This is a genomic window from Phyllobacterium sp. 22552, assembly GCF_052044585.1.
GTDB lineage: Bacteria > Pseudomonadota > Alphaproteobacteria > Rhizobiales > Rhizobiaceae > Phyllobacterium > Phyllobacterium ifriqiyense.
This window is the reverse complement of record NZ_JBQENG010000001.1, coordinates 281,418-301,687: the sequence shown is the minus strand read 5'-3', so window position 1 is coordinate 301,687 and position 20,270 is coordinate 281,418. Positions and strand designations below refer to the sequence as shown.

General features: G+C 51.5%; 21 protein-coding genes. 12 read left to right on the top strand and 9 right to left on the bottom strand.

Annotated elements, in window-relative coordinates; translation table 11 throughout:
- Positions 1-98 precede the first annotated feature (98 nt).
- Complete coding sequence (locus ACTJI9_RS01555) at positions 99-311, top strand: cold-shock protein (protein WP_008124164.1); 213 nt, start codon at positions 99-101, stop codon at positions 309-311.
- 84 nt (positions 312-395) lie between these two features.
- On the opposite strand, the gene ACTJI9_RS01550 is transcribed toward ACTJI9_RS01555, so the two are convergent.
- Both ACTJI9_RS01550 and ACTJI9_RS01545 read right to left on the bottom strand, forming a co-directional pair.
- Positions 396-1,070, bottom strand: coding sequence for a type 1 glutamine amidotransferase domain-containing protein (locus tag ACTJI9_RS01550; protein ID WP_440805586.1), 675 nt, complete (start codon positions 1,068-1,070; stop codon positions 396-398).
- 99 nt (positions 1,071-1,169) lie between these two features.
- Entirely contained in the window at positions 1,170-2,201 is a 1,032-nt protein-coding gene (locus ACTJI9_RS01545; RefSeq protein ID WP_307279451.1) for a zinc-dependent alcohol dehydrogenase family protein, read from the bottom strand.
- Positions 2,202-2,311: 110 nt separating this feature from the next.
- Here ACTJI9_RS01545 and ACTJI9_RS01540 point away from each other — a divergent pair, with 110 nt between their 5' ends.
- Entirely contained in the window at positions 2,312-3,229 is a 918-nt protein-coding gene (locus ACTJI9_RS01540; protein ID WP_307279453.1) for a LysR family transcriptional regulator, read from the top strand.
- 9 nt (positions 3,230-3,238) lie between these two features.
- Here the strand turns inward: ACTJI9_RS01540 and ACTJI9_RS01535 are convergent, their stop codons facing one another.
- On the bottom strand, positions 3,239-3,853 hold the full coding sequence (locus ACTJI9_RS01535; RefSeq protein ID WP_336439726.1) for a glutathione S-transferase family protein: 615 nt from the start codon (positions 3,851-3,853) through the stop codon (positions 3,239-3,241).
- 242 nt (positions 3,854-4,095) lie between these two features.
- Between ACTJI9_RS01535 and ACTJI9_RS01530 the strand changes: the two genes are divergently transcribed.
- Positions 4,096-5,298, top strand: a complete 1,203-nt coding sequence (locus tag ACTJI9_RS01530; RefSeq protein ID WP_115052446.1) for a pyridoxal phosphate-dependent aminotransferase — start codon at positions 4,096-4,098, stop codon at positions 5,296-5,298.
- A gap of 427 nt (positions 5,299-5,725) precedes the next feature.
- Here the strand turns inward: ACTJI9_RS01530 and ACTJI9_RS01525 are convergent, their stop codons facing one another.
- Both ACTJI9_RS01525 and trxB read right to left on the bottom strand, forming a co-directional pair.
- On the bottom strand, positions 5,726-6,622 hold the full coding sequence (locus ACTJI9_RS01525; RefSeq protein WP_115052445.1) for a LysR family transcriptional regulator: 897 nt from the start codon (positions 6,620-6,622) through the stop codon (positions 5,726-5,728).
- Positions 6,623-6,679: 57 nt separating this feature from the next.
- Positions 6,680-7,654, bottom strand: a complete 975-nt coding sequence (gene trxB, locus ACTJI9_RS01520) for a thioredoxin-disulfide reductase (RefSeq protein ID WP_115052444.1) — start codon at positions 7,652-7,654, stop codon at positions 6,680-6,682.
- A gap of 281 nt (positions 7,655-7,935) precedes the next feature.
- On the opposite strand from trxB, the gene ACTJI9_RS01515 reads away from it, so the two are divergent.
- A complete protein-coding gene (locus tag ACTJI9_RS01515; RefSeq protein WP_115052443.1) occupies positions 7,936-9,336 on the top strand; it encodes a TrkH family potassium uptake protein in 1,401 nt (466 codons plus the stop codon).
- A gap of 96 nt (positions 9,337-9,432) precedes the next feature.
- Positions 9,433-9,903, top strand: a complete 471-nt coding sequence (locus ACTJI9_RS01510) for an Lrp/AsnC family transcriptional regulator (protein ID WP_307279461.1) — start codon at positions 9,433-9,435, stop codon at positions 9,901-9,903.
- Here the strand turns inward: ACTJI9_RS01510 and ACTJI9_RS01505 are convergent.
- Positions 9,900-10,961, bottom strand: a complete 1,062-nt coding sequence (locus ACTJI9_RS01505; RefSeq protein WP_115052441.1) for a glycosyltransferase family 4 protein — start codon at positions 10,959-10,961, stop codon at positions 9,900-9,902. The two genes, ACTJI9_RS01510 and ACTJI9_RS01505, sit on opposite strands and share 4 nt — an antisense overlap.
- Before the next feature lie 5 nt (positions 10,962-10,966).
- The gene (gene greA / locus ACTJI9_RS01500; protein ID WP_115052440.1) at positions 10,967-11,440 is read right to left on the bottom strand and encodes a transcription elongation factor GreA; all 474 of its coding nucleotides are present in this window, start codon (positions 11,438-11,440) and stop codon (positions 10,967-10,969) included.
- Between the two features lie 285 nt (positions 11,441-11,725).
- On the opposite strand from greA, the gene ACTJI9_RS01495 reads away from it, so the two are divergent.
- The 3 genes from ACTJI9_RS01495 (at position 11,726) to ACTJI9_RS01485 (ending at position 14,879) form a co-directional block, all read left to right on the top strand.
- Positions 11,726-12,871 (top strand): PQQ-dependent sugar dehydrogenase, encoded by a 1,146-nt coding sequence (locus ACTJI9_RS01495; RefSeq protein ID WP_440805578.1) that lies wholly within the window; start codon positions 11,726-11,728, stop codon positions 12,869-12,871.
- Between the two features lie 74 nt (positions 12,872-12,945).
- Complete coding sequence (locus ACTJI9_RS01490; RefSeq protein WP_440805576.1) at positions 12,946-13,851, top strand: DMT family transporter; 906 nt, start codon at positions 12,946-12,948, stop codon at positions 13,849-13,851.
- A 179-nt stretch (positions 13,852-14,030) separates the two neighbouring features.
- A complete protein-coding gene (locus ACTJI9_RS01485; protein WP_370878726.1) occupies positions 14,031-14,879 on the top strand; it encodes an extensin-like domain-containing protein in 849 nt (282 codons plus the stop codon).
- Here the strand turns inward: ACTJI9_RS01485 and ACTJI9_RS01480 are convergent.
- Positions 14,876-16,060: a low temperature requirement protein A gene (locus ACTJI9_RS01480; RefSeq protein ID WP_307279473.1), complete on the bottom strand. Its 1,185-nt coding sequence runs from the start codon at positions 16,058-16,060 to the stop codon at positions 14,876-14,878. The genes ACTJI9_RS01485 and ACTJI9_RS01480 overlap by 4 nt on opposite strands.
- A gap of 259 nt (positions 16,061-16,319) precedes the next feature.
- Here ACTJI9_RS01480 and ACTJI9_RS01475 point away from each other — a divergent pair, with 259 nt between their 5' ends.
- Positions 16,320-16,742 carry a VOC family protein gene (locus tag ACTJI9_RS01475; protein ID WP_307279477.1) on the top strand — a complete coding sequence of 141 codons (423 nt, stop codon included), beginning with the start codon at positions 16,320-16,322 and terminating at the stop codon, positions 16,740-16,742.
- A 60-nt stretch (positions 16,743-16,802) separates the two neighbouring features.
- On the opposite strand, the gene ACTJI9_RS01470 is transcribed toward ACTJI9_RS01475, so the two are convergent.
- Complete coding sequence (locus ACTJI9_RS01470; RefSeq protein ID WP_115052435.1) at positions 16,803-17,192, bottom strand: acyl-CoA thioesterase; 390 nt, start codon at positions 17,190-17,192, stop codon at positions 16,803-16,805.
- Positions 17,193-17,352: 160 nt separating this feature from the next.
- Here ACTJI9_RS01470 and ACTJI9_RS01465 point away from each other — a divergent pair, with 160 nt between their 5' ends.
- The 3 genes from ACTJI9_RS01465 to ACTJI9_RS01455 all read left to right on the top strand — a co-directional run bounded on the left by ACTJI9_RS01465 (position 17,353) and on the right by ACTJI9_RS01455 (position 20,227).
- Positions 17,353-18,549, top strand: a complete 1,197-nt coding sequence (locus ACTJI9_RS01465; protein WP_440805571.1) for a mandelate racemase/muconate lactonizing enzyme family protein — start codon at positions 17,353-17,355, stop codon at positions 18,547-18,549.
- A 140-nt stretch (positions 18,550-18,689) separates the two neighbouring features.
- Complete coding sequence (locus ACTJI9_RS01460; RefSeq protein ID WP_115052433.1) at positions 18,690-19,859, top strand: alpha/beta hydrolase; 1,170 nt, start codon at positions 18,690-18,692, stop codon at positions 19,857-19,859.
- A gap of 80 nt (positions 19,860-19,939) precedes the next feature.
- The gene (locus ACTJI9_RS01455; protein ID WP_307279486.1) at positions 19,940-20,227 is read left to right on the top strand and encodes a SemiSWEET family sugar transporter; all 288 of its coding nucleotides are present in this window, start codon (positions 19,940-19,942) and stop codon (positions 20,225-20,227) included.
- Positions 20,228-20,270: the final 43 nt, after the last annotated feature.

Here is a 20,270-nt window from a genome sequence, read left to right as displayed (position 1 = left end):
ACCTGTTGCGCTTCCTGACGAGCTCCATTGCATAGGTTCGATTCCCTGGGCCGCATATGTGCATGCTGCCTGTTTTATATATCTGAAAGGAACTTCCCATGGCTTCGGGAACAGTGAAATGGTTCAACGGCACTAAGGGCTACGGTTTCATCCAGCCCGATACTGGCGGTGCAGACGTTTTTGTCCATATTTCCGCTGTTGAGCGTGCAGGCTTGCGCGGTCTCAATGACGGCCAGAAGGTCAACTACGAGATCGTTCAGGATCGTCGTTCGGGCAAGTCGTCAGCAGACAACCTTAGCGTTGAAGGCTGATAGCCGCATACGGGAATCGTCTGATTTCTGAACGCACATAAATTAGAAAAGGCGGGATTAATCCCGCCTTTTTGCATTCTTGCCCTATCCCAGCAGCTTGAGAACCTCACTGGCGACCGCTGCCGAAGAAGCGGGATTTTGGCCAGTTACCAGATGACCGTCGGTAACAGCCAGCACCTGCCAGTCATCAACTTTTTCATAATGAGCGCCGAGCCGCTTCAACTCATTTTCAACAAGGAACGGCACGACGCTCGTAAGTTGCACCGCTTCTTCCTCGCTATTTGTGAAACCAGCTACCCGCTTGCCCTTGACGAGCGGTTCGCCGTCAATCTTCGCCTGCAGCAATACCGCAGGCGCATGGCATACAGCCCCGACTGGCTTTCCGTTTTTGTAAAATTGTTCAATGAGTCTGATTGAGGCGAGGTCAGAAGTCAGATCCCAAAGCGGGCCATGGCCGCCAGGATAGAACACAGCGTCGTAATCCGCCTCTTTCAGTTCTGATAGAACTTTTGTATTTGCCAGAACTTGTTGGGCAGCCTTATCCCGCCGGAATCGCTCCGTCATTTCAGTTTGGCTGTCGGGTTCATCGCTTTTGGGATCAAGCGGCGGCTGCCCACCCTTCGGCGAAGCAACCGTTATTTCTGCGCCCGCATCCAAAAATACGTAGTAAGGCGCGGCAAATTCCTCGAGCCAGAAGCCCGTTTTCTTGCCTGTATCGCCGAGCTTGTCGTGGGAGGTGAGGACGATGAGTATCTTCATGATTCGGTCCTTAAAAACTGGCGCTGATATCCCCTGATATGATTGTGGCGGCCATTGGTTTCAATGGTCGCCCCATTTTTGATCTGTGGCTGGATGTATTTAGTTCAGCTCCACGACGATCTTGCCGAATGCACCCCGCTTTAAATGATCCAAAGCATCATTTAACTCATTGAAGGAATAAACCGCATCTATAATGGGTTTGATTTCAGTTCGATCAAAAGCTCTTACCAAGTCTTCCAACCCTTTCCGATGACCAACCTGAATACCTTCCAAAACCACGCGTTTAACCGCGAGAGGCACAAAGCCGCCAGAAACCTCCAAACCATCCAGAATACCGATCATTGAAATGCGTCCAGTTACCGCTGAGGCCCGCAATGATTTGTCCAGATGTGGGCCACCTACTGTTTCCAGAATATGATCGGCTCCATGATCATTGGTAATCTGGTAAAGGGTTTCGACCCAATCTTCTTTCTTCCGGTTTATAGTGTGATGAACTCCAAGCTGTTGCACACGATGCAATTTTGCATCGTCTCCGGAAACCACAATAACCTCTGCTCCATGCATCAGGGCAATTTGTGCTCCAAAGAGGGAAACGCCTCCAGTGCCGAGCACGACTACTCTATCACCGGCTTTGATATTTCCGCGCTCCACCAGCGCTGTCCAGGCAGTCAGTCCGGCGCATGGCAATGTACTCGCCTCTACCTGATTTAGTTTTGCAGGAGCATGAGTTGCCCAATCTTCGCTCATCGTCACGTATTCTGCCAGGACACCTTGCAGCGGACCGCCTAACGTTCGGCCATTGGGGGTTCGTGCAGTACCCGGTCCGGCACCCTCGATCCAATCCGGAATAAAGGTTGATATCACTCTATCGCCCGCTGCAAATCGGCTAACGTCTTCGCCGGTTGCTACGACAGTTCCGGCAAGATCTGAAGCGGGAACGAGCGGCTCGCCCATGTTTTCAGGCATGCCAAATCCGGTATCAATCAGCAGCCCGTCACGATAGTTCAGGGAGACCGCGGCGACCTTGATAAGTATCTCCCCTCGCCTGGGCTCCCGAGCCGCGGTTTCAACCAGCTTCAGATTAGTTCGTCCGGGCATTGCAATCTGCCACTGTTTCATTGTTTTGCTCATGTGAAATCCTCGCTTTAAATCAAGGATTCCGTATTTATATGAGATGAGAGCAAAGCAGTTGCGCCGATTTTACCCATGATTGTATCGTTAAACTCTACAAAGGACTTAAAATGGACAGGCTGATTGGCATCGAAGAATTTGTTGCGGTGGTGGACGCGGGCAGCTTTTCTGCGGCGGCTGACAAGTTACATCTATCGCGTTCAGCCGTTGGGAAGACAATTGCGCGGTTGGAAGAACGACTTGGCACTCGGCTTTGCCAAAGAACAACGCGTTCATTCAAACTCACCGATGACGGTCACACTTTTTACGAACATTGCCGATCGATACTGATGACAGTTGAAGCGGCGGAAAATGCCATCACGTCCGGCAAGGACATAATATCCGGGCGACTTCGCCTAAGTCTGCCTGTGCTATTCGGCCGACGTTGTGTCGCTCCAGTTTTGTTTGATCTCGCCCGCCAATATCCGTTGTTACGCTTCGAAGTGTCTTTTACAGACCGCCCGGTGGATCTCGTTGCAGAAGGATATGACCTCGTTGTTCGCAATGCTGGATTGCCGGATACAACCAATCTGGCGGCAAGGCGCATTGCCCGGCAGCGGATGACGGTATGCGCCTCGCCATCCTATCTTGAAAAACATGGCACGCCCGAAACGATTGAAGATATCGCCTCACACCAAGCCATTCTTTATGGTCAGGATGGCAATATACGTTCTTGGCTTTTTCCAAACAAACGGAGGGGATTTGACAGTGCCAAGACCGTAAGCCGTGTCATTTTTGATGATCTGGAAACGGTAGCGGATGCAGCCGCCAGCGGCATGGGCGTTGCTTGGTTGCCTTGCTGGCTTATACGCAATCAGGTGGAATCAGGGACGCTGAAGAGGCTCCTGCCCGACGTTGAACAGATGATATTCGACACACATGCGGTCTGGCCGAAGCAACCCTATATGCCAGGTCGCATCAGAGTTCTCATTGACGCTCTAGCCGCGTGGCTACCCGGCATGACCGGTGCAGATCGCGAAGTTAAATAAATCACGCCATTATGCCGGCAGCCATGTTATCGGCACATGCCCTTCATCTCCGGCAACGCGGCTTAGCCATTTTGCGACTGATGGATATGCCGAAAGATCAAAGCCGCCTTGGTTGGCTTCGTGCGTATAGGCATAGAGTGCTATATCGGCAATCGTCAGATTTGTACCGACCAAGTAGGGTGTTTTCTGTAGCTGGTTTTCCATCACCAGCAATGCCTTGTTGCCGCCTTCCAGAGTGGCAGCCAATCTTTCTGGCGTGGCATCCTTGGCTCGTTCCGGATAGACGAGCAACGCCCGCCGAACAGCAATATTAGGCTCGTGTGTATACTGCTCGAAAAACAACCATTGATACATTAGAGCACGTTCATAGGCATCCTCAGGAATAAACCTGCTGCCTTCTGCTAGATGCAGCAATATCGCATTCGATTCCGCCAGAAGGCGTCCGTCATCAAATTCCAACAGAGGAACCTTGCCATTGGGGTTCTTGGCCATGAAATCCGGTTTGCGGGTTGAGCCATCGACAGATGACATCGAAATGTGCTCGAACGGCAAGCTCAATTTAGCCATCAAAAGCCGGGGCTTATAGCAATTTCCGGATTCAATTTGCGAGTATAGTTTCGGCATGGTCCGTCTCTCCTGTGGCGGGCAGTGTTTTCCCGCAACCGTTGACAATGTCCAATCAGTTCTATTGACGCTTTACACAACCGACACTGATGTTTTTGACATGGGATGTCACACCCTGCACAGAAAGCGCAGGAAGTGAAGCCTTTGCGCACGCTTTTACTTGCGATTCTGCAGGTCTTGGGACATAGCAGTCCCGCAAACCGGCTACCGGTCATCAACGCTCGCTTCAGGAGAACGATACCATGGCATTCCTCGCCGACACCCTTTCCCGTGTGAAGACATCCGCAACGATTGCGATCACCCAGAAAGCGCGTGATTTGAAAGCCGAGGGTCGTGATGTCATTTCTCTTTCCGTAGGGGAACCGGACTTCGACACACCTGACAATGTCAAGGAAGCTGCTATTGCTGCAATTCGCCGCGGCGAAACCAAATATACGCCGGTCTCTGGCATACCGCAGTTGCGCGAAGCCATTACGCGCAAGTTCAAGCGTGAGAACGAACTGGAATACAAGGCCAATCAGACCATCGTTTCCACAGGTGGCAAGCACGTCATTTACAATGCCCTTCTATCGACGTTGAACCCCGGCGATGAAGTTATTTGTGTTGCGCCATATTGGGTCAGCTATCCGGAGATGGTTTCTCTTTGCGGGGGAACACCGGTAATTGTGTCTGCCATTCAGGCAAACGATTTCAAGTTGCAGCCAGAGGATCTGGAACGCGTTATTACGCCGAAGACCAAATGGATCATCATGAACTCGCCTTCGAATCCATCTGGAGCGGCTTACACCTGGGATGAGATGAAGAAGTTGACCGATGTTCTCGTTCGTCATCCGCACGTGTGGATTCTGACCGATGATATGTATGAGCATCTGACTTACGGTGATTTCAAATTCGTCACACCAGCGCAAGTCGAACCAAATCTTTATGATCGCACGCTGACCATGAACGGCGTCTCGAAGGCCTATGCCATGACTGGTTGGCGTATTGGCTATGCGGCCGGACCCATTGAGCTGATCAAGGCAATGGATATGGTTCAGGGACAACAGACTTCAGGAACAAGTTCCATTTCACAATGGGCTGCCGTTGAAGCGCTGGATGGCACGCAAGAACATTTGCCGGTTTTCAAAAAAGCTTTTGAAGGACGTCGCGATCTAATCGTTTCAATGCTGAATCAGACGAATATGCTGGATTGCCCCAAGCCGGAAGGTGCGTTCTACGTTTATCCTTCCTGTGCTGCTGCTATCGGCAAGACTGCACCATCAGGCAAAATCATTCAAAATGACGAAGACTTCGTCAGCGAACTGCTGGCCACTGAAGCTGTGGCAGCAGTGCACGGCTCTGCCTTCGGCCTTGGTCCAAATTTCCGCATTTCCTATGCAACCTCCGATGCAAACCTCGAAGAAGCAGGCAAGCGGATACAGCGCTTCTGCGCTAATCTTCGCTAAACACATAGTTATAAGGATTGAAAAAGGGCCGAGATGGCCCTTTTTTTGTGTCGCTATCGGACTCGGCCAAATATCTAAGTTGGGCCAGATCAAGCCTATTGGATAAATGTGAGTAAATGAAAAAAAGGCCGGACAAGTGCCCGGCCTATAAGTTTTGAAGGTGCCGTTTCCAGCAAAACCTCCAGAGGGGAACACTTGGTGGTGCGCAAATGGGAGGAGGAGACGCACGACCAAGTGATGTGGATATGTTCTCTCCCGATCCGACTTACAACCCTGCAAAAATGCATAGCTGCTATGCACAAAGCTCATAACCACTCAATTGTTTCGCCGATCAGAATTTGAACCCTCTATCGCCTTTCCTTGAGCAATTTGCTTTCAAGATAAAACCGATTTCTGGAAAGAAAATCTTCCCAAATAAATTTCCTGACTAGTAAGACCAGGTACGAGCCTTGTTGAAAAGAAAATCTCTGAACACATGCAACTTTGCAGCATTCTTTATCCCCTCAGGATAACAGAAAAACGTATCGAATGAGGGGAGCTCCATCTCAGGTAACAATCGCACCAGCGTGGAGTCCTTTTCGATCATATAATCCGGCAAGACCCCGATACCTACACCCTTTTGGATTGCACGTTTAATCGAGAGCAGATTATTGATCTGAAGTACCGCCGGGCGAAGATTACCGTCGGAACGCCCTATGACTTCAAGCCAGTTAAGGTTCGTAAGATATGAGGGTGCCGGCTCACCGAAACTCACAATGCGGTGCGAGTCGATCTCGTCTATATTTTCAATCTTGCCATACTTGGCAATGTAACTTGGCGACGCGTATACGTGCATATGCACCGTAAACAATCGGCGCTGGATCAGGTCCGGTTGTTGCGGCTGACGCAAACGGATAGCACAATCCGCGTGACGCATAGTCAGATCAAGTTCTTCATTGTCAAAGAGCAATTGCAGCTGCACTTCCGGGAACAGCTCGATAAACTCTTGAACGCGCTCAACCAGCCAACCGGAGCCGAGGCCAACCGTAGTGGTCACCCGCAGCTTACCTGAAGGCCTATCCTTGCTTTCGGTAAGACGGGAGCGAACATTCTCCAGCTTCATCAGCACCTCATGTGCTGTGCGGTAGAGTACCTCGCCCTGCTCAGTCAGAATCAGACCGCGAGCATGCCTATGGAAAAGGGGAACCCCGACATCTTGCTCCAGCGCACTGACCTGACGGGAGATAGCTGATTGCGATAGATGCAGTGTCTCGGCGGCATGAGTGAACGACCCAGCCTCGGCAGCAGCATGAAATATTCGCAACTTGTCCCAATCAAGCGACATCGCGCGGTCTCTCCCCCTTTGTCGGTCCCGAAAATCGAGACCGGCCTCTTATACAGCCTATTCTGCTGCCTGACGCACCGGTTCCTGTGCCGCCAACCAACGTTCGGCTTCGAGAGCTGCCATGCAGCCCATTCCAGCAGCGGTGACGGCCTGACGATAAATATCATCGGTTACATCACCCGCAGCAAAAACACCCGGAACGTCCGTGGCGGTTGAATCCGCCGCAGTCCACAAATAGCCATTCGGCTTATGCTTGAGTTTCCCCTTGAACAGTTCCACCGCAGGTGCATGTCCTATGGCTATGAATACGCCATGCGTTTCAAGTTCTGTGGTTTCGCCGCTCTTTATATTTTTCAACCGTACACCAGTAACCGATGCAGCCATTGGGGGCTTCGCTTCGATCCCGGTAATCTCATCAATGACATTGTCCCAGATAACTTTGACATTTTCTTTGCCAAAGAGCCGATCCTGTAGAATTTTTTCCGCGCGGAAGTGGTCTTTGCGATGCACGATCGTGACCGACTTGGCGATATTTGAAAGATACAGCGCCTCTTCAACAGCGGTATTGCCGCCGCCAACGACAACAACATCCTTGTTACGATAGAAAAAGCCATCGCATGTAGCACAGGCGGAAACGCCAAAGCCCATGAATGTCTGCTCAGTCGGCAAGCCAAGCCATTTCGCTTGCGCACCTGTCGCAATAATCAAGGCATCGCAAGTATATTGCGTTCCACCGTCGCCAGTCAGACGAAATGGGCGGATCGACAGATCAACTTCGGTAATGATGTCGTGAATAATCTCAGTGCCGACATGTTCGGCCTGAAGCCGCATCTGCTCCATCATCCACGGACCTTGAACCGGATCGGCATAGCCGGGATAGTTTTCCACATCGGTCGTGATCATAAGCTGACCGCCCTGCTGAAGGCCTGCAACAATGACAGGTTTCAGATTGGCACGAGCCGCATAGATTGCGGCGGTATAACCGGCTGGACCGGAACCGATAATAAGGACGGGCACATGGCGCTGTGTCATAACTAGACCTTGATGGTGCACTTTTAGAACTATGCGATAGTTGGCACACCCCACCATCGCTTTCAATGGCTTTAAAGTAGTGTTTCAGCCCCCCTCCTTGCAAGGTCTGCAACCAATATAGCAAGGTTAGCCACAGCTTGTGCAAGTCAGACTGGTGTTTCAGGGCGGATTGTGTCAATTCCGAGATAAGTCTATGAAATACCAGCAGTCAAAATCGCGAGCACGAGGCCAGTCCGATCCTTCGTACCATTACCAATATTTGCGCAAGATTTGGCTTGGTCATGGCTGGAACCATGCTTATTCCAGCTTTAGTTGACCTGCATATAGGCAACAGAGATTGGCTGGTGTTCGTGCAGTCAGCTATATTCACTGGTGTCTTGAGCGGGCTAGTGGTGCTCGCGACCCACAACTCCGATATTCGCTTCAGTCCACGATTGGGATTTCTGCTGATCGTTGCCATCTGGTTGACAGCAGCGCTATTGGGCGCGCTTCCGCTCTATTTTTCGACCCTCCCCATCAGCTTTTCAAAAGCGCTCTTCGAATCAATGTCTGGTATTACTTCGACTGGAGCGACGGTTTTGACGGGACTGGATACAATGCCACGCGGAATACTGATGTGGCGATCGCTCCTGTGCTGGTTTGGCGGCCTCGGCTTTGTCGGATTGGGTCTTTTGCTACTGCCATCCTTGCGCGTGGGAGGCATTCAATTGCTGCACATGGAGTCGTCCGACAAGTCTGAAAAAATACTGCCCCGCATCCACCAGATCGCACAGGGTATCGTCCTTGCCTATCTCACCCTGACGCTGCTTTGCACGCTGCTCTATTTTGTTGCGGGCATGGGAATGTTCGACGCCATCAATCACGGCATGACGACTGTCGCCACAGCCGGTTTTTCTACACATGATTCCTCATTGGGTTTTTATGCCCATAACCGCGCCATTCTGGTGATCGCGACAATTTTCATGATCTTGGGTGCCCTACCCTTCGTGCTCTACATCAAAGCCTTGATGCCGCAGCGCCTCTCATCGCTAGCGGACCCACAGCTGATTCTGTTTTTCAGTATTGTTGTTGGTTTCAGCTTTTTCTTAGCGATCGGGCTGAAGCTGGAGACAAGTATCGGCTTTGGTGATGCGCTGATCGCCACCTCATTCAATCTCGTTTCGGTATTATCAACAACCGGCTTTGCAACCGAGGACTATACGCTCTGGGGCGCGGAAGCGCTGGGCATATTCTTCCTTGTCACATTTCTCGGTGGTTGCTCCGGCTCGACCTCCGGGGGCATCAAGCTTAATCGCATCATCATCCTTTGGCAGCTTGCATCCGCAAGCCTCACTCGCCTGATCATACCCAATGCCATTATAAAAATGCGCTATGGCCGTACCGAAATAACGCAGGATGTTTCTCAGTCGGCTCTGCTTTTCATATTTCTCTACATGGCCTCCTTGGTCATCGGTGCGACCGCGCTCACCATGCTCGGCAACGACCTTGGCACCTCCATCACAGGCGCGCTGACAGCACTTTCCAATGTCGGACCGGGCTTTGGCGACACGATAGGACCCGTCGGCAACTTTTCGACACTCAGCGATCCTTCCTTGCTCGTTCTTAGCTATCTCATGCTCGCCGGACGCCTTGAGATCATCACAATCGTCATTCTCTTCACGCGCCGTTTTTGGAGCCGATAGAATGAACCTGTTTGCAACCGCCGCGCGATGCATTACACAGCGTCAGGAATCGCCTATGGTGATCGTCAAGCTTTGGGATGGGGATAGATAAAAATCATGCCTTTGAAGGCGGACCTCGACGCTATCGACTGGAAAATCCTGAAACAGCTGCAGGAGAATGGCCGTATCACCAATGTTGAATTGGCTGAACGGGTTGGTATTTCTGCGCCACCCTGCTTGCGTCGCGTTCGCAAGCTGGAGGAAAGCGGCATCATCCAAGGCTACCGGGCGATCTTGAACGGGTCGATACTTGGACAGGATATTGTAGCATTCTGCATGATCCGGCTGCATCGCCAGTCTGATGCCGATTTAAAAAGCTTCGCAGAGAAAACCAAGAGTTGGACCATCGTTCGACGGGCTTGGATGGTTTCTGGCGAATCCGATTTTCTGCTGCATTGCGTATCAGCCGATCTTAGTACTTTCCAAAATTTCGTTATTGAAGAGCTGACATCGACGCCCAATGTCGACAGCGTGCGCACATCACTGACGATCCGGTCTGTCAAAAACGAACCATTAATGGTGCTTTAGACTACCTGATTACCGGAAAAAATCTCTTCATAGGCTTCAAGAATATTTGAGGCTTCCTTCTGCAGCGGAAAATTTGCCCGCACGTGAGCAAGCCCGGCTTTTGCTGCCTCTTCGCATTTTGCGGGATCAGCCAGATATGGCTTGATGGCTTGCTCAAGAGCGCGCCCGTTACCAGCAGGTACAACCGCACCGGTTTCGGGCGTTACCATTTCCGCATAGGCTCCTGCATCACTGGCAATGATGGCCGTCTGCGAAGACATGGCTTCGAGCGGCGTCAGGCCAAAGCCCTCATTACGCGACGGGGCAACATAGAGCGTCATTCTTCTGTACCAGATACGTACGTCCGGAACTTCACCGAGAAACAATATCCGATCGTGCAGATTTGCAGCGGCTATGCGCCCACGCAGTTCTTTCTCGAAGCCAGCGAACTCATGGGTTGTCCGGCCAGTCATCACTGCCGTCCATTCGGGATATTGAGGTAAAAGACTGATCATCGCATCAACGAAAAGGTCAGTGCCTTTCGACGGGCGAATGCGACCAGAGCACCCCACGAGATATTTACCCGGCAAGCCAGAAGCCGAAAAACGATCCTCCGCGTTTTGTGGCGGATGAAACTTTTCGGTGTCGACCCCGTGCATAATGACTCGGTGCGGAACCTTGAGAAAGCTTCCTGATCTACCGCTTGTTGCGATAACACCGTCCATCTGCCGGATAAGCCATTTGGTAAAGGGCCTATGATCACGCTGAGCAGCTGACGTAAATAACAGCTTGAACTTCATACGTAGAACAGAGCGTAGAATGATGCCTGCGACCATCTCGGTATTGCGCCGTGCGTGCCAGATGCGGAATGGTCGATTATGCGGTTTGGACCAAGCGCCCAGCAAATCGACCCAGCCAATATGCGGCAGCGTAGAGGGAAGACCCGGCCCTATTGTAACAATTCCAAGACCGTTGGCTCGTTGCAGCGGAACAAGCTGAACGATTGTCGAGGTGACCCCAGAGAGCTTGCGCTTCAAATTTGGGGCTATCACCTCGACATTGTTCAATGATTCAGGCACGTGCTTCAGATAAATTTAAATCCGACGATCTCATAAGACCGCGCACCACCAGGGGCATTCACTTCAATCGTATCGCCTTCGCTCTTACCAATCAGGGCACGAGCAATTGGTGACGAAATGGATATGCGACCAGCCTTTGGATCTGCTTCTTGATCACCGACGATCTGATAGACTTTCTTGTCTTCAGTATCTTCATCGATAAGCTCAACGGTAGCGCCAAATTTGATCTTGTCGCCCGACAGCTTGGAAATATCGATGATTTCGGCGCGGGCCGTATAATCCTCAAGTTCGCCGACGCGTCCCTCGTTGTGGCTCTGCGCTTCCTTGGCGGCATGATATTCTGCATTTTCCGACAGGTCGCCATGGGCGCGCGCTTCAGAAATCGCCAGAATAATCCGTGGCCGCTCTTCCTGTTGTCGAAAGCGCAGCTCCTCCTTGAGCTTATCAAAACCAGCTTGAGTCATCGGGACCTTTTCCATGCCCTCTCCTTTCGTAGTCAATGTTGGGTTGCCCTTTCCCGGGCCTCGCAACACAAAAAGAAAACGGTCGCCAAAGTTCAAAGACTTCGGAACCGTTCAGTCAGTCGTTCTTTAATATAGCACTGTTTGCCGCAATTTCACGAAGAAAGTGGAAAAAGTCGCACCCACGTTACGCTTACATGATTTCAGGCACGAAACGAGCCAATTCACACCACTGTGAGACGACGGTGACCTGGATTACATGCAAAATCGCAACGCAATGCCAAATTTAGAGGAGGTCGAGGCATGAGACGGAATTATAAAGTAATGACCGCAAGCCTGTCGGCACTTCTTTTCGCGCTATCACTACCGGCAGAAGCAAAGGATTTCAAAACCCAGACTGTCACCGTCTCCGCAGAAACCATCGCCGATGGTCTCGATCACCCATGGGGCCTCGCATTTTTGCCTGACGGCTCGCTGCTCGTGACCGAACGTTCGGGAACAATGAGGCTAGTCAAGCAAGGGAAACTCTCCGAGCCTATCGAAAATGTTCCGGAAATCTGGGCAAATGGCCAAGGCGGACTGCTTGACGTAGCCTTGGCCCCAGATTTTTCGACCAGTAATACGATCTACTTCACTTACTCCCAGCCCGGCCAAGGTGGCGCGGGCACGGCCCTTGCCAGCGCGAAGCTCGTGTACGGTTCTGATGGTACTGAACTTGAAAACGTTCGCATCCTGGTGTCGATGAGCAAAAGAACAAACAAGGGTCAACATTTTGGCTCTCGGATCGTGATCTCGCCCGAGGGCAAACTGTTTGTCACGATGGGTGAACGGGGCGAGCAAAAGCGGGCACAGGATTACATGGACCATGCCGGCTCCGTATTGCGCGTCAATGCGGATGGGACAATTCCCTCTGACAATCCTTATGCAGACGGAAAAAAGGCTTTGCCGGAAATCTGGTCCAAGGGCCATCGCAATCCGCAGGGCGCAACATGGGATCCAATAACCCACTCTTTGCTCACCCTCGAGCATGGCGCAAAGGGAGGGGATGAAATCAATCAGCCGCAAGCCGGAAAGAACTATGGCTGGCCGGTAATAACCTATGGGGTGGACTATTCGGGAGCAAAAATCGGCCAAGGCACCGCAGCCGAAGGTTACGAACAGCCCTTATACTATTGGGATCCGTCAATCGCGCCATCGGGCCTAGTCGCTTACAGTGGCGATATGTTTCCAGAGTGGAAGGGTGATTTGCTTGCAGGCGCCCTCAAATTTGAAATGCTTGTACGTCTTGACCGCGACGAGAAGGGCAAGATGAAGGGCGAAGAACGGCTCTTCGAGGGAGAGTTCGGACGTATCCGGGATGTGCGCGCAGCGCCGGATGGATCAGTCTATCTGCTTACAGATGCGAGCAATGGAAAAATTATCAGGCTGACCCGCGCTTCTGATGGATGATGCGCTTGCCGTGTTCCATCCCAGTGGATAGAGATGGCGTCGACGCTTTAGCCGTTACAATCAATGGGGATATCATGACGCGCGGGCGTGCCAATTTACTTCTTCTTGCAGCCGGAGCCATCTGGGGTCTTGGTTTCGTCGCTCAATCAAGTGCTATGCGGGGCGTGGAAGCTTTTATGTTCATCGGACTGCGGTTTCTTCTGGCTGCTCTTACCGTGACACCGCTTGCATTTCGCGAGGCACGCCTTGCAACCGGGAAGCTGGAACCAAAGGATTATTTGGGATTCATTTTCATCGGGACACTGCTTTTCACTGGTGCCGCGCTGCAGCAGGTTGGTTTGGAAACAACCTCCGTCACAAACTCAGGCTTTCTCACTGGTCTTTATGTGGTGATGGTGCCCTTCCTAGCGGTTGTCCTGTTCTGGCAATGGCCTCACCCGATCGTTTGGCCTTGCGCATTGACTGCTCTAGCCGGAATTTACTTGCTATCGGGAGGCAATGTAGAAGGACTGTCTGTCGGCGATTGGCTGACCATAGCTTGCGCGGCCTTCTGGGCGCTGCAGATTATCTTCATCAACCGGCTCGCTGTTAAAAGCGGTCGACCGATTATGTTGTCGCTCGTGCAATTTCTCGTCTGCGCTGCGCTTGGCTTGATTATTTCAAGTGGCACCGAGCACAGCAATGTTTCCGATATTCTTTCGGTTGCGCCTCTCATTATCTTTGCCGGCATTTTTTCTTCCGGTATCGCCTTTACCCTGCAGGCAGTTGGCCAGCGCTTCACAACATCCGCGCAGGCCGCGATCATGCTGTCATCCGAAGCACTTTTCGCGGCGCTTTTCGGGGCAATGCTTCTTGGCGAGACAATATCGTTTCGTGGAGCAATTGGCTGTGCGCTCATCTTCACCGCCATGATCGCCGTAGAGCTTATTCCAGCTTTGCGGAACCGATCTTCAATGGATCGAGCCTCAGTCTCGCCATAAGCCTTAACGGGGACGCTGACTATTCCTTTACAATTTGACGCTATTTTTGCGTGCAATTGACCCGATTTCGGGCAAAAGGAAGTGGTGACATGAGTTGTGCGTTGTCGTCCCCCAAGCGCTCCTGGCGTCTTTTGACTTTTGCCGCTTTAACGCTTTCGGCTTCTTTAAGTGCGTGCGGAATGGGGGATGTCAGACGCCCCTCCGCAGATGTCGGCAATCCGCAAGACGTGATCGCCACACAACCGCAGCAGGATATGCAGCCCCAAGCTGAAGAGAACTATGAGCAGGTCGTAACTGTTGCTCCTGCGCCCCCCGAAACGGAACAAACCGAGCAACCTGAAGATGGAATGCAACCGCTTTCCCGGGCTGAAGAGCTGCCCGTGCAAAACAGTGAAAACGCTTCCGAAGAAAGTTATGGTTATCCCGGCAGCATCAGTGATCCGATATCGCGCGGTGAAAGCACATTTGCAATGTCAGGCAGCGAGGTTTCATGCCGAACACAGCTTAAACGGCTCGGCGTGGTTTTTCAGGAACGAGAGCCGATCAATGATGGCGGTGTTTGCCGCATCGACCATCCTCTAAAGGTCAGCGGATTTGCCAGCGGGCGAATAAAACTGAAACCAGCCGCCACCCTGAATTGTCAAATGACACTCGCCTTCGCCAAATGGGTTAAAGGCGATCTGTCACCCTCCACTCGTTTGCGTTACCTCTCAGGCATCAATACGATTCATCAAGCATCCAGTTATTCCTGCCGTACAATGAGCAATCAGCGTGGACGGGCCATGTCGGAGCATTCAAAGGGAAATGCGTTGGATATTGCCAAGGTCACTTTGAACAATGGGAAGGACATTAAAGTTCAAAAGCCGGGGTTGTTCTCATTTCGCCAGCGCGGCTTGCTCAATAGCGTGCGCTCGGACGCCTGTAATTACTTCACCACGGTCCTTGGGCCAGGCTACGACATTTTCCACCGCGACCATTTCCATTTTGACCTTATGGATCGTCGCAGTGGAAAGCGTTCCTGTCGTTAGACGTGGTGTTGGTCGTTGGGTCTGCCTTTCAATTCCCAGATCGTCACAATAATCAAAATGAGGCTGGTGAGAAGGCCTAGCATGAGCGGCGACATATGGCTGGCAAAACAAGCAAGTACTGCACACAAGCCCAGCCCCACCATATGGGACAATGGCGGGCGCCCAGCAATATAGAATTTGAACAGCAAGTTTCCCAACAGATAGAGAGCTGTTCCGCCGATTGATGTCCATATGGTCGCTGTCTCAATGTGACCGGATGGATGAGCAAGTATCAGTTCATCAGACACAGCAACCACGATGATTCCTGCAACCAGAAGGACGTGAATGTAGGTATAAGCAATGCGGGCAACACGACCTGGATCGTCCGTTGCCGTGATCTTATGGTGAGCCGCTGATTGCCCGACATTGAAATAGACCAGCCACATTGCGACTGACGCCGTGAATGTCGTCAGAAATGCGGAGAAAGAAATGAGATTCCAGTGTTGTTCGGCAAAGGTCGCCCCTGAAACAAGAATGGATTCTCCGAGCGCGATAATGATGAACAGAGCTGCGCGTTCAGCCATGTGATCGCCATCAATGTCCCAATCCGCTGTAGTGGATGAACCCAATCCCGGCGTACGGAAACCAAGTGCCGGTCCGCCAAGTTCAACCGCCAACGCCAAGCCCCAAAAGAATATTCGATGTTCAGGGTCAGCGAGTCCGCCAGCGATCCAGAACATTCCCGATATTGCCAGCCATATCGAAATACGCAGAAAATTGCGGAAATTGCTTTGGTTATGACGGCGAACCGCCCATAACATAAACAGCGACCTTCCAAGTTGCATGAATACAAAAGCAATCGCAAAAATCAGGCCGCGCTCGCCAAAAGCTGTTGGAATGGACGTGGAAAGCACCAGCCCGGCAAGCATAAGAACAAACAACATGGCGCGTATCGGGGGTTTGGAAGGGTCCATCCAGTTTGTCACCCATGTGGTGTAAACCCAAACCCACCACACTGCCGCGAGCAGGAGCGCGCTTTCAACGAGGCCTTTCAATGTCAGATCGTGCAGAAGCAAGTGCGAAATCTGCGTGATGGCGAATACGAATACCAGATCAAAGAACAGCTCTACGAAATCGACCTTTGAACTATCTTTCGCATTCTTCTTGCGGGAGTAGTCACGAATTGCACCCGAAAAAACCACTCTTCACCTCATGAAATCAAAAAAAGAACACGCCACTACAATCACAGTTTACGGCAACGGCTCTTGTATGCCGCAAAAATCTTATAATACCTTATTGCAGAGACATTTTCCTCTGTCACCAGCACACTCTTTGACCAATAAAGCCGAACATTCTTTCAAAAAGAGTTCATTCGACAAACGCTCCTGACAAACAGGGCTTGCTCCGGCTTTTGCCTATCGTGTTAAATGCCAGCTGACTCGTAACATCGCGGAGAATGCAATGAATTTTACCGACCGCTATCCCATTATTATCACTTCTCAAAAAGAAGCGTGCCGGGATTTCTGGATTAAACATCTGGGCTTCGTCAGCGGTTTTGACAGCACATGGTTTTCATGGCTTTCAGCAGAGGAAGGCTCAGCGTCCATTGCCTTCATGACCCCTGATCATCCATCATCGCCTCCGGGCTCGGAGAGTTTTAGCGGGACCGGAATATGCTTTGAACTGCAGGTTGACGATGCTCAAGCGGCCTTTGAAAAAATTAGCGCTACCGGCCTGAAAATCGAATATCCAATTACCGACGAACCATTCGGCCAACGGCGTTTCGGTTTCCACGATCCATCGGGTCTGTGGATTGACGTGGTTGAACAGATCGAAGCCCAGGCCGGTTTCTGGGATAAATATATGATCGGCAGTCAAGGCTAGCAAATTTGACATTTGCATGCCATCCGATCGCAAATTACGTGGTCAGAACCCACGCAGCCATCAGATTTCTGCTGGCACGGGCGTGGGGTGACCCTCTTTGTCGAGCGCAACCATCACAAAGTCGGCATAAGTAACCCGTTCCATTAAATCGGAAAGATAGCGCTGTGCCCAAGCCTCGACCTTAAGAGTGATTGATGTCCGCCCGACATGAGAAATATGGGTATAAACGCAAAGCGTATCCCCGATCTTGACCGGCTTGGCGAAGGCCATTTCCTTAACAGCAGCGGTTACGACGCGGCCCCTCGCCCGTTCCGCCGCCCGGATACCGCAGGATAAATCCATCTGCGCCATAACCCAACCGCCAAAAATATCGCCTGCTGCATTGGCGTCTGCGGGCATAGCCAGTGTACGAAGCGTCAACTCGCCGATAGGCTGGGTCTGTTCGGTCATTTACAGTCTCCAAGGCAATTTAATTATGTATCTTCTCTGTTCTGGTTGCCGCCATCTTGTCCGGAAACTGTCGGAAACCTGATATCCCGGGTCGTTACGCGGTTTCCGCAATAGGTCAAGCCTCGCATAGTCTCTTGTAAGGCAAATGTCTGGAGAAGCCATGAAAATTACCGATGTCAAAACTTTCGTTGTCGGCAATCCACCGCCTTCATTTGGAGGCACATGGTTTCTTTTCGTCAAATTAGTCACAGATTCCGGTGTTATAGGCTATGGCGAGGCATATAACTCCACGATCAGCCCGCAAATTATGCGGAAAGTGGTGGAGGATATAGCCGAACGCTGGCTTATTGGCGAAGACCCGCATCACATTGAGAAATTCTTCAGACGTGCCTATTCCGGCGGATTTACACAGCGCCCGGACGTTACTGTCATGGGGGCTGTGTCAGCACTTGAGATGGCCTGTTGGGATATCGTTGGCAAAGAAGCCGATAAACCTGTTTACGAACTGCTCGGCGGTCGAGTCCACGATAAATTGCGCAGCTATACCTATATCTATCCAAAGCCGGAGCTTGGCGAAACTGCCGATATATACTGGAACGCCGAGGCTTCCGCAGAACGGGCAGCGGAGTATGTCGCGCAAGGCTATACGGCAGTGAAATTTGACCCCGTTGCCCCCTATACATCGTTCGACCCACGCCAGCTGTCTCTGGAACATCTCGAACTAGGTGAAAAATTTGTGCGGCTTGTGCGTGATGCAGTCGGTGCAAAGGCCGATCTCCTGTTCGGGACCCATGGACAGATGACCCCCACCAGCGCTGTGCGGCTTGCCAAGCGGCTTGAGCCCTATGATCCATTGTGGCTGGAAGAGCCCGTGCCGCCCGATATGCCGGAAAATATGGGATATGTTCAGCAACACACCTCTATCCCGATCGCCGCCGGTGAACGTCTGACTACCAAGTATGAGTTTCAACGCTTACTGGTGAACCGCGCGGCCAATATCCTCCAGATGAATCTCGGGCGTGTTGGTGGTCTACTCGAAGCGAAAAAGATCGCCGGTATGGCCGAGACCTTTCATGCGCAAATTGCCCCGCATCTTTATTGCGGGCCAATTGTGGGCGCAGCAAATATCCAGCTAGCAACCTGCAGCCCCAACTTCTTGATCCTGGAGTGCATCCAGGCCTTTGGCGGATTTCATGCAAAAATCTTGAAAAAACCTATTCTATGGGAAAACGGCTACGTCATTCCCTCGTCCGAGCCCGGGCTTGGTGTGGAATTGGACGAAGCGGTCGCGGAAGAGTATGCCTATCATGGGCATGAACTCCATTTAAATATGGGACGCAATCCATTGATAGTCTGAGTTTTTGCAATTTTAAATGTTGGAAATTTGTCACGCTGGTGAGCAATTACGGGTTTAATTTATAAGATAATATGGGATTTCAGTTGCAGTAATCGGCGATTGCTGTTTCAAGCTCGGTGATGGTAGTCCGGAGTTCAGCCATGACACTTTCGCGCTTGTCGGCATTACTGCTTCTCATGTTTGTTTTGTCTGGTTGCGGCGGACGCGCGGTGCTTGGGCTGGATGCAAGTGGCGTGGTCAAAGCCAATGCTGCCATTCCTGCCCCGGTTCTCAACGACAAGACTGGTCCAAAAGCCGTTATACCGGTGTTTGTTGCGACGAGTCGCGAGCGCTCAGACAATCTTTCTTTGCCTTATTCGGCCAAACGCTCGCCGAAATTGAATTTCTCCCGGATTGATATTGGTATTCCTCCTACCCACAAGAACGGGCAGGTAGAAAAATCGAGCACCAAGCCTAATCCGGCACGCAACTTTGCCGCCACGACATTCCAGCCTTACGATACAGGGGCGGTCTTCGTTGACAGGATCAATGCTGAACTTGCAAAACGTCCAGCAAACCAGCGCGAACTTTTTATCTTTGTGCACGGCTACAACAACAACTTTGCGGACAGCGTCTTTCGCGCAGCTCAAATGAGCTATGATTTTGGCATTCCAGCCGTCACAGTTCACTATTCATGGCCCTCCGCTGGCTCGCTTGGCCTTTACGTCTATGATCGCGATAGCGCGACTTTTGGACGGGACGGATTGGCTGAAACCTTGCGACTTGCCGCCAAAACCAAAGCCAGCAAGATTCTGCTTGTCGGACATTCCATGGGTACATTTGTCGTTATGGAAGCTCTTCGCGAGTTGGCAGAGAATGGTCAAACAGATGTTTTCCGTCGGATGTCAGGTGTAATGCTCGCGGCACCTGATATAGATATCGACGTTTTCCAGGCTCAAGTTGCCGACATAGGCCAGTTGCCAAAGCCTTTCACTGTATTGGTGTCACGCGCTGATCGGGCACTGAACGTATCAGGACGAATTGTTGGCGGGCACCCGCGCGTTGGTGATGGCTCAAGTATTCCCATGCTGCAAAAACTAGGTATCGTTGTACTTGATGCTTCTGATCTTGATGGGGGCGCGCACGGTGTTTTTGCAAGCTCTCCTACGCTCATGAATATGGCTCGAAGCGGTCAGCTTTCCGAACGCGTTCTTGATGGCGATGAACGCTCGGCAGGACAGGCTGTGTTGGCCGACGGCACATCGGTAATCACGGGTGCAGCGTCACTGGTGATCTACTTGCCGGGACGACTTTTAGGTGTTGTACGATAACAGAAAAAATTGTTATGCACGGGCAACTCTAACGTCACGATTCCGCTATATTTCGCAGTGAGTCCTCGCATATATATTCTTTGCAAAAAACTCTTTTGAAAGTACGCGCCGTGCCGCTTCATATTGAACTCATTGGCAGCCTTGCTGCTGTCATAACCACCATGGGTTGGATTCCACAGATCATAAAAATCGTGAGACACAGGGATGCGGCAAGTATTTCCCTCGTGACAAATATCACCTTGGCCTTGGGTGTGTTTCTCTGGCTTTGCTATGGCATCATGATCATGTCATGGCCCGTTATGGCCGCGAACGGAATGACGCTGCTGCTGATTCTCGCAATTCTTGGCCTCAAGCTGCGGTATGGCTGAGCGCTCAACCGATGTATGGATTGCATGCCTATATAAAATACAA

Excerpts from the sequence above, each read along its gene's own strand:
- ACTJI9_RS01465 (WP_440805571.1), top strand. The coding sequence starts at position 17,353 with ATGAAAATTACCGATGTCAAAACTTTCGTTGTCGGCAATCCACCGCCT.
- ACTJI9_RS01515 (WP_115052443.1), top strand. The coding sequence starts at position 7,936 with ATGGCTGGAACCATGCTTATTCCAGCTTTAGTTGACCTGCATATAGGC.
- ACTJI9_RS01555 (WP_008124164.1), top strand. The coding sequence starts at position 99 with ATGGCTTCGGGAACAGTGAAATGGTTCAACGGCACTAAGGGCTACGGT.
- ACTJI9_RS01510 (WP_307279461.1), top strand. The coding sequence starts at position 9,433 with ATGCCTTTGAAGGCGGACCTCGACGCTATCGACTGGAAAATCCTGAAA.
- ACTJI9_RS01540 (WP_307279453.1), top strand. The coding sequence starts at position 2,312 with ATGGACAGGCTGATTGGCATCGAAGAATTTGTTGCGGTGGTGGACGCG.
- ACTJI9_RS01525 (WP_115052445.1), bottom strand. The coding sequence starts at position 6,622 with ATGTCGCTTGATTGGGACAAGTTGCGAATATTTCATGCTGCTGCCGAG.
- ACTJI9_RS01530 (WP_115052446.1), top strand. The coding sequence starts at position 4,096 with ATGGCATTCCTCGCCGACACCCTTTCCCGTGTGAAGACATCCGCAACG.
- ACTJI9_RS01545 (WP_307279451.1), bottom strand. The coding sequence starts at position 2,201 with ATGAGCAAAACAATGAAACAGTGGCAGATTGCAATGCCCGGACGAACT.
- ACTJI9_RS01490 (WP_440805576.1), top strand. The coding sequence starts at position 12,946 with ATGACGCGCGGGCGTGCCAATTTACTTCTTCTTGCAGCCGGAGCCATC.
- ACTJI9_RS01470 (WP_115052435.1), bottom strand. The coding sequence starts at position 17,192 with ATGACCGAACAGACCCAGCCTATCGGCGAGTTGACGCTTCGTACACTG.
- ACTJI9_RS01495 (WP_440805578.1), top strand. The coding sequence starts at position 11,726 with ATGAGACGGAATTATAAAGTAATGACCGCAAGCCTGTCGGCACTTCTT.
- trxB (WP_115052444.1), bottom strand. The coding sequence starts at position 7,654 with ATGACACAGCGCCATGTGCCCGTCCTTATTATCGGTTCCGGTCCAGCC.
- ACTJI9_RS01460 (WP_115052433.1), top strand. The coding sequence starts at position 18,690 with ATGACACTTTCGCGCTTGTCGGCATTACTGCTTCTCATGTTTGTTTTG.
- ACTJI9_RS01550 (WP_440805586.1), bottom strand. The coding sequence starts at position 1,070 with ATGAAGATACTCATCGTCCTCACCTCCCACGACAAGCTCGGCGATACA.
- greA (WP_115052440.1), bottom strand. The coding sequence starts at position 11,440 with ATGGAAAAGGTCCCGATGACTCAAGCTGGTTTTGATAAGCTCAAGGAG.
- ACTJI9_RS01535 (WP_336439726.1), bottom strand. The coding sequence starts at position 3,853 with ATGCCGAAACTATACTCGCAAATTGAATCCGGAAATTGCTATAAGCCC.
- ACTJI9_RS01475 (WP_307279477.1), top strand. The coding sequence starts at position 16,320 with ATGAATTTTACCGACCGCTATCCCATTATTATCACTTCTCAAAAAGAA.
- ACTJI9_RS01485 (WP_370878726.1), top strand. The coding sequence starts at position 14,031 with ATGGGGGATGTCAGACGCCCCTCCGCAGATGTCGGCAATCCGCAAGAC.